This is a genomic window from Sphingobacterium sp. UDSM-2020 (genome assembly GCF_016132525.1).
Lineage (GTDB): Bacteria > Bacteroidota > Bacteroidia > Sphingobacteriales > Sphingobacteriaceae > Sphingobacterium > Sphingobacterium anhuiense.
On the sequence record NZ_CP066166.1, the window covers coordinates 994,114 to 1,008,053 of the forward strand.

Genomic DNA, 13,940 nt, shown 5'->3' on the forward strand with positions numbered 1-13,940 from the left:
TATTCCTCTTGTTTATAAATCTAATTTAAATCCTACAACCACAGTTTTCGGGATACTCAAATTAGCACCATCATAATAACCATTGAAATTAATTAACTCCGGGTCAGTTCCTGTAAATTTTGTTATAGTTAGAAGATTCATTGCTGTGACATACAGATATAATCGTCTGATTGGCTGATCCGATTTTTTAAAAATTGCAGCCTGAGTCATATCATAGCCTAGTGTTAAAGACCTTAACTTCAAATAAGATGCATTCTCTAAAAAAAGATCTTGATCCACACGGTAAGGATCTACATCACTCCAAGGGTTATAAATCGGATAATTCTTTTCATTATCAAAACTTTGCCATGAGGACACTTCGCGAACGGAATTGATGTCATTACCCGCTTCACGGTTAATAAATCCATATCGTTTTGCCTCATATTGGTTGATTGCTTTATTACCCGTTGCAAAAATGAAATTAAAATTCAAATCAAAATTTTTAAAGGCAAAGTTATTATTCCAACCTCCGACAAAACTTGGAAGACGATTCCCCATTTGGACTTTATCATTGTTATCAATACGGTTATCCTTATTATGATCTTTCCAAATTGGATCACCTACCTTGATAGGAATACCATTAAATGTCAAGCCAGCAGGTATTTCAGATTCAGAATTATAAATACCTTCATTATTATACAACCAGAAACTCCCAACTGACTTACCGACTTCCAATCTATTATCCCCATTAATTAACTCCTTATAACCTTCCGGTAAAGACGTTACTTTATTTCTATTGTAACTCAAATTAATAGCAGAATTCCAATTAAAGCCGTTCTTATTTTCAACAATAGCGCCGTTAAGCGTAAACTCTAGACCCTTGTTATTAATATTTAATCCTGATTTATAATTTAAACTATAGCCTGTTTCTGTCGGTACTGGTACGCCAACAACTTGATTTTTATTATTTCTGTTATAGGCAGAAATTGAAGCATTGATACGATTATTAAAAAAAGTTCCATCTAATGAAACGCTTGTACGTTCTGCAATCGGCATCTTAATATTGTAACCAATAAAACCGCTGTCATAAGGTCTATTGATACCTAACACAGGTCCATAACCTGGGATAGTAGGCTCTTCATACCAACCATTTTCCGACCGATATTGTGGCCCAGCTGCATAACGGTCATCCAAAAATGGACTTACAGTCCTACCCCAAGCTCCCACAATATTTAATTTATTTACAAAAGAATAATTCGCTAAAAATTGATTTTTTAAATTATAATTGATATTAAAGGCTGGTGTGGTTACCCATCTGCTATCTGGCTGACCATTTGATGATCCATCTCTTCTCACGATAGCACTAAAGTCAACTATGCTTTTGTATTTATATTTTGCCGAACCATAGAAGGAAAGCATATTATGTACCTCTTTATCAATATATCTAAACACGTAAAAATCGGTAGCATTCAGATCGGAAAGATTTACTTTATTCAATTTTACATAATCATTTGGTCCATTATAAGCACGAGCATAGTTATACTTATACGTATCACCTTGATAAATCTGACCAGCCTCTAGTGCTAACTGACTGTCCTCAGAAAAATCAAATTCATATGATGCTGTATTGTTAAGGATCAGTCGTTGATTATATCCAAAGTAATTAGATATATAACTTACACCATCCAATAATGTAGAGGGAGTAAAATAATCACGAGTTCCCTCATTGTAATCAAACATAAGGGAACTAGACAAAATCAATTTATTGATGTTTGCACTTAGTGTCAAATTACCGCCTAATGTTGTCACACGATTATTATCAACATTTTTCTTGTTTTCATCTAAGAATCCATTGTAGATTTCTTTGTTTGGAGATAATGGTGTGGATAAATCTGGAATATATCGTTGTTCTGCAAAGCGATCTCTTAAACTTTTGTTACGTGTACGATCTAAACGTGTTGCATTTACGTTACTAGAGACAGTCAACCAGCTAAATGGTGCCATATTAATTCCAAAAAACACATTATAACGGTTTAAATTTGTGTCATCTGCATTTCCAGCATTTTTAGTCCCTGAACCAAAAAATCTAAAATTAGCACGATCATTTCCACCGGTAATACCCATATCAGCAGAATACGTAGGTGTATTTTTGTAATATGAATCATTCCAATTTGAAGGACCAAAATAAGCTGTATTTGTAGAATCTCTTAAATAAGGTGCATAAGCATCAAACCTTTCTTGATTGCCGTACTTTTCATAAAAAGGTCTTCTAAAGCTATTTTCATAAACCCCGTTTACTGTATTTACCTTAGGCGCTGGGGCAAAGCCAAAATAAGAATTGATACTAATATCCTTTTGACCTGATTTTGCATTTTTTGTGGTGATATAAATCGCACCATTTGTGGCATTGGGACCCAACTTAGCTAATTCATAAGGATCTTTAATAACAGCAATAGATTGAATATTACTTACATCAATTTGCGACAATAAATTTGTAGAAGGACCAATCCGGTTATAATCATACTTCTGAACATCAAACGCAAAAGGATTCTCAGGAACGATAGGAACACCATTTACATAAATAGCAGGTTGTAGTGCGTAGACATCTCTTTTGGAAAATAAGATTCCAGAAGCACCTTGTACAATTATGCTTTGCTCTGTACCTGGTTCGCCATTTGGCTCCTGTACATAAACCCCCGCAAGATTGCCTTTGATAATCTGCTGAATTGATAAATTAGGTACGGGGTTACATAGCGCATATTGATCGTATCTCTAACAGATTTAAATTTCTGCATGGCCTGCACCATTTGGCCAATTGTGTCAGTTTTCACATCATAATCGGAATCCTCATTTTTAACAGTATCCCGCAAAATATGTGAGCCAATTTGAACAGGGCGTTTAAATAGGCTTTTTTTTGCGTATAAAGATTGAGTTCCAACAATAGATAAAAAAAAAGCACATGAAACGCTTGTGTAAATTTTAACCATTATTTTAATTTAATTTAAGTTTATTTTCATTAATAGTGATCCGCATATTTTAACCTCAATTAAGAACAAGCTGACCTAAAACAAATTGACAGAACAATAATTACGATAATGTTTGATATCAAATCTGTTTCAGAAACAGATCAAACTAAATTCATTAAACTTTTAGAACTGATCAAAAAATTTTAAAAATAAAATGGAGTTTTTGAAATTCCATTTTTATTCTATTTGCAATAAAAATTCTAAATAATGTCAGTACTAGTATTAGACTAGGTTTAAAAAAAATTTAAAGAGATAACGCTATTGGTTAGGACAGCTGTTATTACTCTTTCATATTATACATTAATAATTGTTAGTTGGAACAAGTATAGAATAATTATTAAGTATTATTATAACTGCACAACAACGAAAACGATTGCGCAATCGACACAACCGATTGCAATACCATTATGTATAACATATGTTTTGTTACAATATCATAATTCTTGATAAAAAAGCGACCAAAAAGGATTTTCATCACTTCTTACCTCATGCAACAGGTATAAAAAATAATAGGCTTTTTTAAAATTGTTGACACAATTTATTTAATCATGATAAACAGAAAAAATACAAATTAAATCAAATTGATGATCATAAAAAAGGAGAATGCAAAAAAGCAAATAGATACTAAGGCATTAAATTAGCTTTTCAGAAGCTTAGTAGCTTTCATGATGTAATCAAGAAAGATTAAATCATCTGATCATCTATAAATCTAAAAATTAAATTTTTAGATTTATCATTTAATTACTTACACAAGCATAAAAAAAGGAGACCACCTGGACTCCTTTTTTTGATATTAAATAAATAAACTTTTAAAACCCTACACTTTTCAAATTTAACCCTGCTCTTTCATCTAGACCAAACATTAAATTCATATTTTGTACGGCTTGTCCTGATGCGCCTTTCAACAAATTATCTGTTGCATTTAAGATTAATAATTTGTTACCGTGTTTTTCTATATGAACAATACTTTTATTTGTATTGACAACTTGTTTTAAATCAATATTTTTACGACTCACATGGGTAAAGGGATGTCCCTCATAATAAGCTTCGTAAAGTTCATAAGCCTGTTCTTCAGATAAATCTGAATCGACGTATATAACTGAAAATATGCCTCTTGCAAAATCACCTCGTTGCGGAACAAAATTGATTCTCTCTGCAGCTCTTTCTAGTAAGGATTGATCTGACTGAGGAAGGAATCCATCCTGCAATTGTGCTAAGGATTCCGATATTTCCTGCAAGTGCTGGTGTTCAAAAGATTTATAAGCTGATAGGTTATTATTGCGCCACGAGAAGTGTGTAGTCGCGCCTGGTTTCTGTCCTGCTCCTGTAGATCCTGTCGTTGCATTCACGTGAATCTGACTCGGTAATAAACCCTTATCTGCCAATGGCAAAAGAGCCAATTGAATATTTGTTGCAAAGCAACCCGGGTTTGCAATATAGTGAGCTGTTTTAATTTTATCTCTATTCAGTTCAGGTAAACCATATACAAAATTCTTACCGTTGTACGCCGTATTCGCTTTCAAACGGTAATCTTGTGATAGATCAATTATCTTCACTGAAGGATCAATTGGATTTTCATCCAAAAACTTACGAGCATCTCCGTGACCTACACATAAGAATAATACATCTATATCTGAATGAAAATCTGAAGAGAATGTTAATTCCGTATCACCAAATAGATCATTGTGTACTTCATAGATTTTATTGCCTGCATTGGAGGCACTATTGGCAAATACAATTTCAACTTCCGGATGATAAATCAACACGCGTAATAATTCTCCTCCAGTATACCCTGCTGATCCTACTATTCCTACTTTTATCATTTTTTAGTATTTAGATTTTAATTGCACTACGATGCGATGGATGGACTACTAATTTAAGATATCCAGTGACACATCTAACGGTCCAATGTATGTAAAAAATGGATCCCTATCTCAAATGGTGAGCATGGGATCCATTGTATTTTAACAAAGAAATAAGTGCCGAATTCGAATTAAACGAATTACAATAACACTTACTTTCCGTTAACTTTATGCCAAATAATGGTTTGATTACCAAATATTTTAGAGAATCCTTTTACATCGTCACCTGTATATCCAGCGTTCATTTCACCGTATGTTCCAAATTTATTAGACATTAAATCATATTCCGATTCGATACCAATAACGACAAAGCGGTAAGGGTGTAACTCGATAATCACTTTTCCTGTTACAGTTTCCTGAGTAGATTGTAAAAATGCCTCGATATCACGCATTACAGGGTCGTGCATTTGTCCTTCGTGCATATAATTGCCATAAAACCCTGCAATCTGATCCTTCCAAGCTAATTGCCATTTAGTCAACGTATGTTTTTCTAAAGCATGGTGTGCTTTTATCAAAATAACGGATGCAGCTGCCTCAAATCCTACACGGCCTTTAATACCAATAATGGTATCTCCTACGTGGATATCACGACCGATACCATAAGGTTGTGCCAATGCTTGTAATTCTTGAATTACACGTACCGCATCTAATGCTTTTCCATTCAATGCTGTTGGTTCACCTTTTACAAAATCAATCGTAATCTGCTGAGGTTCTGTAGAAGTTACTGGTGTTGGCCAAGCAGATTCTGGTAAATACTGATTGGATGTTAATGTCTCTGCTCCTCCTACTGAAGTACCCCAAAGACCTTTATTAATCGAGTATTTAGCTTTCTCAGCTGAATATTCAACACCATGTTTATTTAAATATTCTATTTCATCTTCGCGCGATAATTGCAAATCACGAATTGGCGTAATAATTTCCACTCCTGGAATTAAGGTATGAAAAATCATATCAAAACGTACCTGATCATTGCCTGCACCTGTAGATCCATGCGCTACACATTCTGCTCCAATTTTCTTAGCATAATTGGCAATAGCGGTCGCTTGACAAACTCGCTCAGCGGATACTGATAATGGATAAGTTGCATTTTTCAATACATTACCAAAAATCAAATATTTAATAGTTTCGCGGTAATAGTCTTCTGTTTCATCAATAGCTGTATGCGACTTTACGCCTAAAGCATAAGCTCGCTCTTCAATCTGTTTTAATTCCTCATCGGAAAAACCTCCTGTGTTAACTACTACTGAGTGAACTTCTAAACCTAAATCTTGTGTTAGATAAATACAACAAAATGATGTATCTAACCCACCACTGAATGCTAAAACTACTTTTTTCATCTTTTTGGATTAATTCATTGATAAACCTCGGAATGAGACTTAAACAAAAATATAAAAAACTTAAAACTCCTTAACTACTTTTTTACTCTTATGGAAATTAGCTGCAACAAACTTCTTTGCTGATTTCCATAATTTTGCTTCTATACGTTTCAACAACGATTGTTTCTGCGTAATACGCTCTAATCTTTCTTTTGCTTCTGCTTTTCGCTGAATTTTTTCTTTCAATTCGCGTTCCTTATCAACAGGATCCCAAAGCATAGCTGTACACATACAGTTTTTACGATCCTTACTTAATAGGATATCGTAATTCACACAACTTTGGCATCCTTTCCAAAATTCTTCATCTTGTGTGAGCTCGGAATAGGTCACAGGTTCATAACCTAGTTCTGAATTAATTTTCATAACCGCCAAACCTGTCGTTAAACCAAAAATCTTTGCATGTGGATACTTTTCGCGAGATAAATCGAAGACTCTTTTTTTAATTGCTTTGGCTAAACCTACTTTACGAAATTCAGGATTGACAATTAAACCAGAATTGGCAACATAATCACCATGTCCCCAGGTTTCAATATAGACAAACCCAGCCCATCTTCCATCCTTGTGTAAAGCAATAACGGCTTTACCCTCAATCATTTTATTAGCAACATATTCTGGCTTGCGACGTGCAATACCAGTACCTCGAGCTTTTGCAGACTCGAACATTTCATTGCAAATCTGCTCAGCATATGCAACATGCTCAGGTTTTGCGGGAATAATTAAAAATTCTGAAATAGTCATTGACTTACGACCCAAATAATAAAACTAACAACCGAAATTGCGTTTTGTTATGAAAAAACAATTAATAAAATCGTGGAGCGCCATCATCGGACCTGATGATATTACTGAAAAGAAAGATCACTACCTCATATCAAGCCCGAGGTAGTATGGGTCGTCGAAAGCGAAGAACTGGAATCTGCCTAAAAATAAAAGAACAATACCTCTTACCAACAAACTTTTTAAAAGCATGTAGCAAAGAGAATTTTAATGTATTGTTATTCTTCATTTCTAGTTATCGTCTTCTTAAAGGACGTTGCAAATGTATAAAATAATTTTTTTCTTTTCTGCAATAATAGTACGCATTTTTTATAAAATGACAAAAAACCACAAAAACTTAAAACCACTCAACTTACAACTTATAAATCAATCACTTAAATCATTTTATTGTAATGAATAACTGATGAATAAAAAAACCAATCTGGTAACAAATGTCTAGAATCATTAATAACTTGCTATCAATACTAAAAAAAATAAAGAAATAGAAACTTTTAGTATTCTCATTAAAATTAGATAATTTTGTGCTTCATCGGTGATCTTATAAAGTTCGCCATTAGTACACAACAGCATATGGACACTCCTAGTATCATTTTTTATTGCATTTTCGGGATCCCTTACTTTATTTTTATGTATTGGTTAGTTAAACAAGATAAACAAAAATATGCTTGGGGAATTGCACTTATCACAGTAATTGCTGTTCTCGCAATATATGTTTCGCAAAAGGCGAGCAAGGTTGCGATGGATAATTATCAACAACATCAAATTGATTCTAGACAAATCGAACATGATGAAAAAGTCGATAGTTTAAATCATAAATAAAAAAAGCGCCTTTCAGGCGCTTTTTTTATTTATGATTTACTTCTCTATATGCTCTAAAGCAAATAGAAATGCATAGTTTAAAGCAATATCTTTGAGATAGTCAAATCGTCCGGATGCCCCACCATGACCGTACTCCATATCCGTTTTAAGCAGTAACACATGATTATCAGTTTTCATCTTTCTTAATTTCGCGACCCACTTTGCCGGCTCAAAATATTGAACCTGACTATCGTGCAATCCTGTTGTGACTAATATATTTGGATATTCCTTTCCTTCTATATTTTCATATGGGGAATAGTTCTTCATATAATAGTAAGCTTCCTTTTCATTAGGATTTCCCCATTCGTCATATTCATTGGTTGTTAATGGAATGCCCTCGTCCAACATCGTATTCACGACATCCACAAAAGGAACTTGTGCAATAATACCATTCCATAGATTTGGTTCCATATTGGCTATCGCTCCCATTAAAAGTCCACCTGCACTTCCTCCTTGTGCATAAAGATGTCCCAAGCTTGTAAATTTCTGATCAATTAAATAATGACCACAAGAAATAAAATCTGTAAATGTATTGATCTTATTCATCATTTTACCTTCTTCATACCATTGTCTCCCCATCTCCTCACCTCCTCGGATATGTGCTATTGCATATACAAAACCGCGATCTAACAAACTCAATCGAGCACTATTAAATGTAGGATCTATCGCGTATCCATACGAACCATATGCATATAATAGCAAAGGTGCCGAACCATCTTTCTTAATACCATTTTTATAGACAAGAGAAATGGGAATAGCAGTACCATCACTTGCTTTTGCAAAAATGCGTTCCGTACTATATGCATGCGTATCATAGCCCCCAACAACCTCTTGTTGCTTCAATAAGATTTTTTTCCTAGTCACCATATCGTACTCATAAGTCGATAAAGGTGTTACAAGCGAGGTATAGCCGAAACGTAATTTTTGTGTATCGTATTCAACATTAGTACTGGGATAAACTGTATAAGCTACTTCTCCAAAATCAAGATAATACTGTTCTTCATTTTGTAAGTTGTGTATAGCTATTTGAGACAATCCTTTTTTCCTTTCGGTAACGACCAAATAGTCTTTGAATTCATCTACCTCACTTACTAATACATCTTCTCGATGTGGAATAAATGCTCTCCAATGTTCTCTACTAGTCATACCAAGCTGACACTGCATAACCTTGAAATTTTTTGCTTCGTCATTTGTTACAATGAGAAAGCGATCTTCCAAAGCTGTAACATGGTACAGCACATTTTTCATTCTTGGTTGAAACACCTGAAAATTTCCAGCTGGGTCATCAGATTTCAGATAAAAAACTTCTGATGAAAGCGTTCCTTCTGATTCAATAAATATGTATTCACCATTCTTTGATTTTCCGACACCGATGTAATTGGTATTATCAATTTCTTCATAAACGGTTACATCATCATCTACAAGTGTTCCTAATGTATGTCTATTAATTTTTTCACTTAATAATGTAACTGGATTTTTTGCCGTATAGTAAAGCGTTTTATTATCCTTAGCCCAAGTAGAGTTTCCTGATGTTTTTGGTATTTCGTCTTTATAGATTTCACCCGTCAGTAGATTTTTAATGAAAATGGTATATTCTCTTCGTGATACGGTGTCGACACCAAAAGACATTAAGTTGTTATCGGGGCTTACCGAAAACCCTGTAGCAGCGTAATACGCATAACCTACTGCCATGGCATCAATATCGAGCAGAATCTCTTCGCTCGCATTAAGCTCATCCTTTTTTCTACAAAACTTAAAATACTGCTGCCCATCTTCTGTACGGGTATAGTAATAATATCCATTTTTAAGATAAGGAACAGATTCATCTTTTTCTCTAATCCGTGCTTTCATTTCCTGAAACAATTGCTCCTGCAATTTTTCCGTTGGCTTTAGCACAGCATTCGTATAATCATTTTCTTTTTTTAAATAATCAATTACCAATTCAGCGTCAGGCCCCTCCTTAAAGAAATCATTCATCCAATAATAATCATCGATCACTTGATCGTTGTGAATGTCTCTCTTATGTGGTTTAATCACCGCTAAGGGAGCTTGAATACCTTTTGTATTTAATTGTTCTGAAGTATATTGCTCTGCTCGTGCTGTTCCTATTATAGCGCTTAAAATAATCATATTTCTAATTTTCGTAATGATCAAAAGACTGAATTAACCAAAGAATTCAGAATTATGTAAAGGTAAAAATACGGATGTATCAGTATTATTTAGTAAAAATTAACATTTTAAGCATCATACTAGCATTATATTTGCAGATCGTAACCACATCAAAATATCAAAAGATGAATTTAAAAAGATTACTGTATGTATTTGCTATTGGATTAACCCCCATTTTGGGCTACGCTCAGGAGAATAAAAGTGTACCTGAAAACTGGTTTAATCTGGATTATGAAAAAGATGGTGTACTGGGCATAAGTACAGAAAGAACTTACGAGAGTTTACTAAAAGGTAAAAAATCTACACCTGTTATTGTAGCCGTTCTGGATGGCGGTGTTGATGTCAATCATGAGGATTTAAAAAACATAGTCTGGATTAATTTGAAAGACAGTATCTCGAATGGAGTTGATAACGACAAAAATGGATTCATTAATGATAAATATGGCTGGAATTTCATTGGTAACGCAACTGGTGAAAACGTGCATTTTGATAATTTGGAATTAACAAGACTGATCCGTAAACATGCTCCAAAATATGATGGAGTAACGGCTTCGACCGTTATGACCGACCAAGAAAAACGTGCTTACAATGCTTATTTAAAAATGGTAGATGCCTATAATGAGAAATTGGATGAAGCAAAATATGGTGCACTAAATTATGTTGCATTGAAAGAGAACATCGATAATCTTATCAAAAGCATCAATAAGGATAAGTCTGCGATAACAACAGCAGATCTAGATAGTCTCAATCCTCCGGGCAACCGTCAAAAGATTGCGATTAGAATTGCGAAAGAAGAAATTGAGAAAGCTGGCGGATTTAAAAAGTTTTATGATGATTTAACTGAAGGCGCAAATTACTTCGGAAATCAAGTCGCCTATCATCTTAATAAAGAATATGATTCACGTTCTATTGTTGGTGATAACTACGATGATGCACGTGAATATCATTATGGAAACTCGGATGTTACAGGTCCTGATGCACTTCACGGAACACACGTAGCCGGTATCATTGCAGCTGATCGCAAAAATAATATTGGCATTAAAGGGGTCGCTAACGATGTAAAAATACTTTCAGTTCGCCTAGTGCCAGATGGAGATGAGCGTGACAAAGATGTCGCAAATGGCATCCGCTATGCTGTTGATAATGGCGCTAAGGTTATTAACATGAGTTTCGGAAAAGGATACGCTTATAATAAAAATACGGTAGATGAGGCAGTAAAATATGCTATGTCAAAAGACGTTTTACTTATTCATGCTGCAGGTAACGACAGTGAGGATAATGATATTTCACCTAATTATCCGAATAAATTTTATACAGATAGCTTAGGTGCTATAACAGGCGTTGCAGATGCATGGATTACTGTTGGTGCGACAGGGCCTCGGAAAGATGATGAGCTGCTGGCAAGTTTTTCAAACTATGGTAAAGCTTCCGTGGATGTATTTGCTCCAGGATTATATATCAATTCAACTGCTCCACACTCTGAATACAAAGAAGAACAGGGTACAAGTATGGCTGCACCTGTAGTTGCCGGTCTTGCTGGTATGTTACGCTCTTACTACCCGCAGTTATCAGCTCTTGAGACAAAAGATATTATCATGAACTCTGTTACAAAGTTAGATGATTCGGTTCGAATTAAACTGGAAGATGGTTCTTATAAGACAGTCAAATTAGCTGATATTTCTATTTCAGGCGGTATAGTTAATGCTTACATGGCTGTGCAAAAAGCAAATGAATATCTCATTAAAAAGAAAAAATAAAATATTGACATAATATTTGCATCTTGTTTTACGTTTTACTAATAAATTTAACAGTAACAACAAAGATTGCGTATGGTCGAAAACTTTACAACAGAAAATGAAGTTAAAAACATCGAAACAGAAGTAAAAATCTCTGATGAGGATGTGGAACAACAATTAAAACTTCAGCTACCAAAAATCATGATGAATCCAAGTGATTCCTGTATTGATAGAATTTTGAATTACTCAAAATCTGTAGTCAACAAAAAGGCTTAGTCGGGAGATTAAGCCTTTTCTATATTTTAAAAACTTAACTATCTTTGATAGATATGTTGAAAAAAGATAGATATAAAGCTTTTGTAGAATATTTTTCTAAAAATAGCCCAGATGCACAAACAGAATTAAATTATAGTAATCCTTATGAATTATTGGTCGCTGTAATATTGTCTGCACAATGCACAGATAAACGAATCAATCTGGTGACTCCTAAACTTTTCCAACAATTTCCAACTGCCGAAACTTTGGCGAATAGTAGTGCTGAGGAAATATTCACGTATATCCGTTCAGTAAGCTATCCGAATAATAAAGCGAAACATTTGGTTGGAATGGCCAAAATGCTGGTTGATGTATTTGATTCTACAGTTCCTGAAAAAATAGAAGATTTGATAAAACTACCCGGTGTCGGCAGGAAAACGGCAAACGTCATCTCTTCAGTGGTTTACAATCAACCTGCAATGGCTGTTGATACACATGTATTTCGCGTTAGTAACCGGCTTGGTCTCACGAGTAAAGCTACAACTCCACTTGCTGTGGAAAAACAACTGGTCAAATATCTGCCTGTTGAAACCATCGCTATTGCTCATCATTGGCTTATATTACATGGTCGCTACATTTGCTTAGCCCGAAAACCTCAATGTGACAAATGTGCCATTACTTACATGTGTAAATATTTTGAAAAAACGCATCAAGTGAAAGAAATCAAAGAAAAAGTTAGTTAAAAACAGTAGACTAATTTTTTTAGTAAAAATATTTTGCAAATTAAAAACTATTCCTTACTTTTGACTTAACAATACTAAGAATATGAGCAACCCAGATAAATTAAAAGCATTACAGCTTACATTAGATAAATTAGAGAAATCATATGGCAAAGGCGCCATTATGAAATTAGGAGATACTACTGTTGATCCCATTGAATCAATCTCTACAGGTTCTTTAGGTCTTGATATCGCATTAGGTATCGGAGGCGTTCCTAAAGGTCGTATCATTGAGATTTACGGTCCTGAGTCTTCTGGTAAAACAACCCTTGCAACGCATATCATTGCTGAGGCTCAAAAATCAGGCGGTATAGCTGCTTTTATTGATGCTGAACATGCTTTTGACAAATACTATGCGCAGAAATTAGGTGTTGATGTTGAGAACTTATTAATTGCACAACCCGATAATGGCGAACAGGCTTTAGAAATTGCCGATAATCTAATCCGCTCTGGAGCTATTGATATTATTGTCATTGACTCCGTCGCTGCTTTAGTACCTAAAGCAGAAATTGAAGGTGAGATGGGGGATTCCAAAATGGGACTTCAAGCACGTTTAATGTCTCAAGCTTTACGTAAATTAACAGGTACAATTTCCAAAACAAACTGCTGTTGTATTTTCATCAACCAGCTCCGTGAAAAAATCGGTGTTATGTTTGGTAACCCTGAAACAACGACAGGTGGTAATGCATTAAAATTCTATGCATCTGTACGTCTTGATATCCGTCGTACTTCTCAGATCAAAGATTCTGATGAAGTATCTGGTAACCGCATAAAAGTAAAAATTGTTAAGAATAAAGTAGCTCCTCCATTCCGAATCGCCGAATTTGATATCATGTTCGGAGAGGGTATTTCAAAAGTTGGTGAAATCATCGACTTAGGTGTTGAATACAATATCATTAAGAAAGCTGGTTCATGGTTTAGCTATGGAGAGACAAAATTGGGACAAGGTCGTGATGCTGTAAAATCATTATTACTTGACAACCCGGATTTGGCGGATGAACTAGAAGCAAAAATCAGAGCTGAAGTTGCTGGCGTAGATCCAAATCTCGTTTTAGAAGAAGGTTAATTTTTTCGTTACATATAGATTTTTAATATAGCCATTCCAAAAGAATGGCTATATTTATTT

The 13,940-nt window shown here is 34.5% G+C and carries 11 protein-coding genes; 5 read left to right on the top strand and 6 right to left on the bottom strand.

Translation table 11 applies throughout. The annotated features are described in order from the left end of the window. Nucleotides 1-12: 12 nt before the first annotated feature. From JAZ75_RS04190 to JAZ75_RS04210, 5 genes are all read right to left on the bottom strand, one after another. Nucleotides 13-2,706: a SusC/RagA family TonB-linked outer membrane protein gene (locus tag JAZ75_RS04190; protein ID WP_208702345.1), complete on the bottom strand. Its 2,694-nt coding sequence runs from the start codon at nt 2,704-2,706 to the stop codon at nt 13-15. Continuing rightward, nucleotides 2,625-2,966, bottom strand: a complete 342-nt coding sequence (locus JAZ75_RS04195; RefSeq protein ID WP_208700377.1) for a hypothetical protein — start codon at nt 2,964-2,966, stop codon at nt 2,625-2,627. Before JAZ75_RS04195 ends, JAZ75_RS04190 begins: the two co-directional genes overlap by 82 nt. An 848-nt stretch (nt 2,967-3,814) precedes the next feature. Continuing rightward, nucleotides 3,815-4,828, bottom strand: a complete 1,014-nt coding sequence (gene argC / locus JAZ75_RS04200) for an N-acetyl-gamma-glutamyl-phosphate reductase (protein ID WP_208700379.1) — start codon at nt 4,826-4,828, stop codon at nt 3,815-3,817. Nucleotides 4,829-5,019: 191 nt separating this feature from the next. Next, a complete protein-coding gene (argG, locus tag JAZ75_RS04205) occupies nt 5,020-6,204 on the bottom strand; it encodes an argininosuccinate synthase (protein WP_208700381.1) in 1,185 nt (394 codons plus the stop codon). A gap of 60 nt (nt 6,205-6,264) precedes the next feature. Next, a complete protein-coding gene (locus tag JAZ75_RS04210; RefSeq protein ID WP_021191927.1) occupies nt 6,265-6,981 on the bottom strand; it encodes an N-acetyltransferase in 717 nt (238 codons plus the stop codon). Nucleotides 6,982-7,644: 663 nt separating this feature from the next. On the opposite strand from JAZ75_RS04210, the gene JAZ75_RS04215 reads away from it, so the two are divergent. Further along, a complete protein-coding gene (locus tag JAZ75_RS04215) occupies nt 7,645-7,836 on the top strand; it encodes a hypothetical protein (RefSeq protein WP_021191926.1) in 192 nt (63 codons plus the stop codon). A gap of 36 nt (nt 7,837-7,872) precedes the next feature. Here the strand turns inward: JAZ75_RS04215 and JAZ75_RS04220 are convergent, their stop codons facing one another. Continuing rightward, nucleotides 7,873-10,005, bottom strand: coding sequence for a S9 family peptidase (locus tag JAZ75_RS04220; protein ID WP_208700383.1), 2,133 nt, complete (start codon nt 10,003-10,005; stop codon nt 7,873-7,875). A gap of 164 nt (nt 10,006-10,169) precedes the next feature. Here JAZ75_RS04220 and JAZ75_RS04225 point away from each other — a divergent pair, with 164 nt between their 5' ends. From JAZ75_RS04225 to recA, 4 genes are all read left to right on the top strand, one after another. Then, nucleotides 10,170-11,801, top strand: a complete 1,632-nt coding sequence (locus JAZ75_RS04225; protein WP_208700385.1) for a S8 family serine peptidase — start codon at nt 10,170-10,172, stop codon at nt 11,799-11,801. A gap of 72 nt (nt 11,802-11,873) precedes the next feature. After that, nucleotides 11,874-12,056, top strand: coding sequence for a hypothetical protein (locus tag JAZ75_RS04230; RefSeq protein WP_132771512.1), 183 nt, complete (start codon nt 11,874-11,876; stop codon nt 12,054-12,056). A 53-nt stretch (nt 12,057-12,109) separates the two neighbouring features. Further along, the gene (gene nth, locus JAZ75_RS04235; RefSeq protein ID WP_132843608.1) at nt 12,110-12,778 is read left to right on the top strand and encodes an endonuclease III; all 669 of its coding nucleotides are present in this window, start codon (nt 12,110-12,112) and stop codon (nt 12,776-12,778) included. An 82-nt stretch (nt 12,779-12,860) separates the two neighbouring features. Beyond that, entirely contained in the window at nt 12,861-13,880 is a 1,020-nt protein-coding gene (recA, locus tag JAZ75_RS04240) for a recombinase RecA (protein WP_021191922.1), read from the top strand. Nucleotides 13,881-13,940 lie beyond the last annotated feature (60 nt).

Excerpts from the sequence above, each read along its gene's own strand:
- JAZ75_RS04225 (WP_208700385.1), top strand. The coding sequence starts at position 10,170 with ATGAATTTAAAAAGATTACTGTATGTATTTGCTATTGGATTAACCCCC.
- JAZ75_RS04195 (WP_208700377.1), bottom strand. The coding sequence starts at position 2,966 with ATGGTTAAAATTTACACAAGCGTTTCATGTGCTTTTTTTTTATCTATT.
- JAZ75_RS04210 (WP_021191927.1), bottom strand. The coding sequence starts at position 6,981 with ATGACTATTTCAGAATTTTTAATTATTCCCGCAAAACCTGAGCATGTT.
- JAZ75_RS04230 (WP_132771512.1), top strand. The coding sequence starts at position 11,874 with ATGGTCGAAAACTTTACAACAGAAAATGAAGTTAAAAACATCGAAACA.
- nth (WP_132843608.1), top strand. The coding sequence starts at position 12,110 with ATGTTGAAAAAAGATAGATATAAAGCTTTTGTAGAATATTTTTCTAAA.
- recA (WP_021191922.1), top strand. The coding sequence starts at position 12,861 with ATGAGCAACCCAGATAAATTAAAAGCATTACAGCTTACATTAGATAAA.
- JAZ75_RS04215 (WP_021191926.1), top strand. The coding sequence starts at position 7,645 with ATGTATTGGTTAGTTAAACAAGATAAACAAAAATATGCTTGGGGAATT.
- JAZ75_RS04220 (WP_208700383.1), bottom strand. The coding sequence starts at position 10,005 with ATGATTATTTTAAGCGCTATAATAGGAACAGCACGAGCAGAGCAATAT.
- argG (WP_208700381.1), bottom strand. The coding sequence starts at position 6,204 with ATGAAAAAAGTAGTTTTAGCATTCAGTGGTGGGTTAGATACATCATTT.
- argC (WP_208700379.1), bottom strand. The coding sequence starts at position 4,828 with ATGATAAAAGTAGGAATAGTAGGATCAGCAGGGTATACTGGAGGAGAA.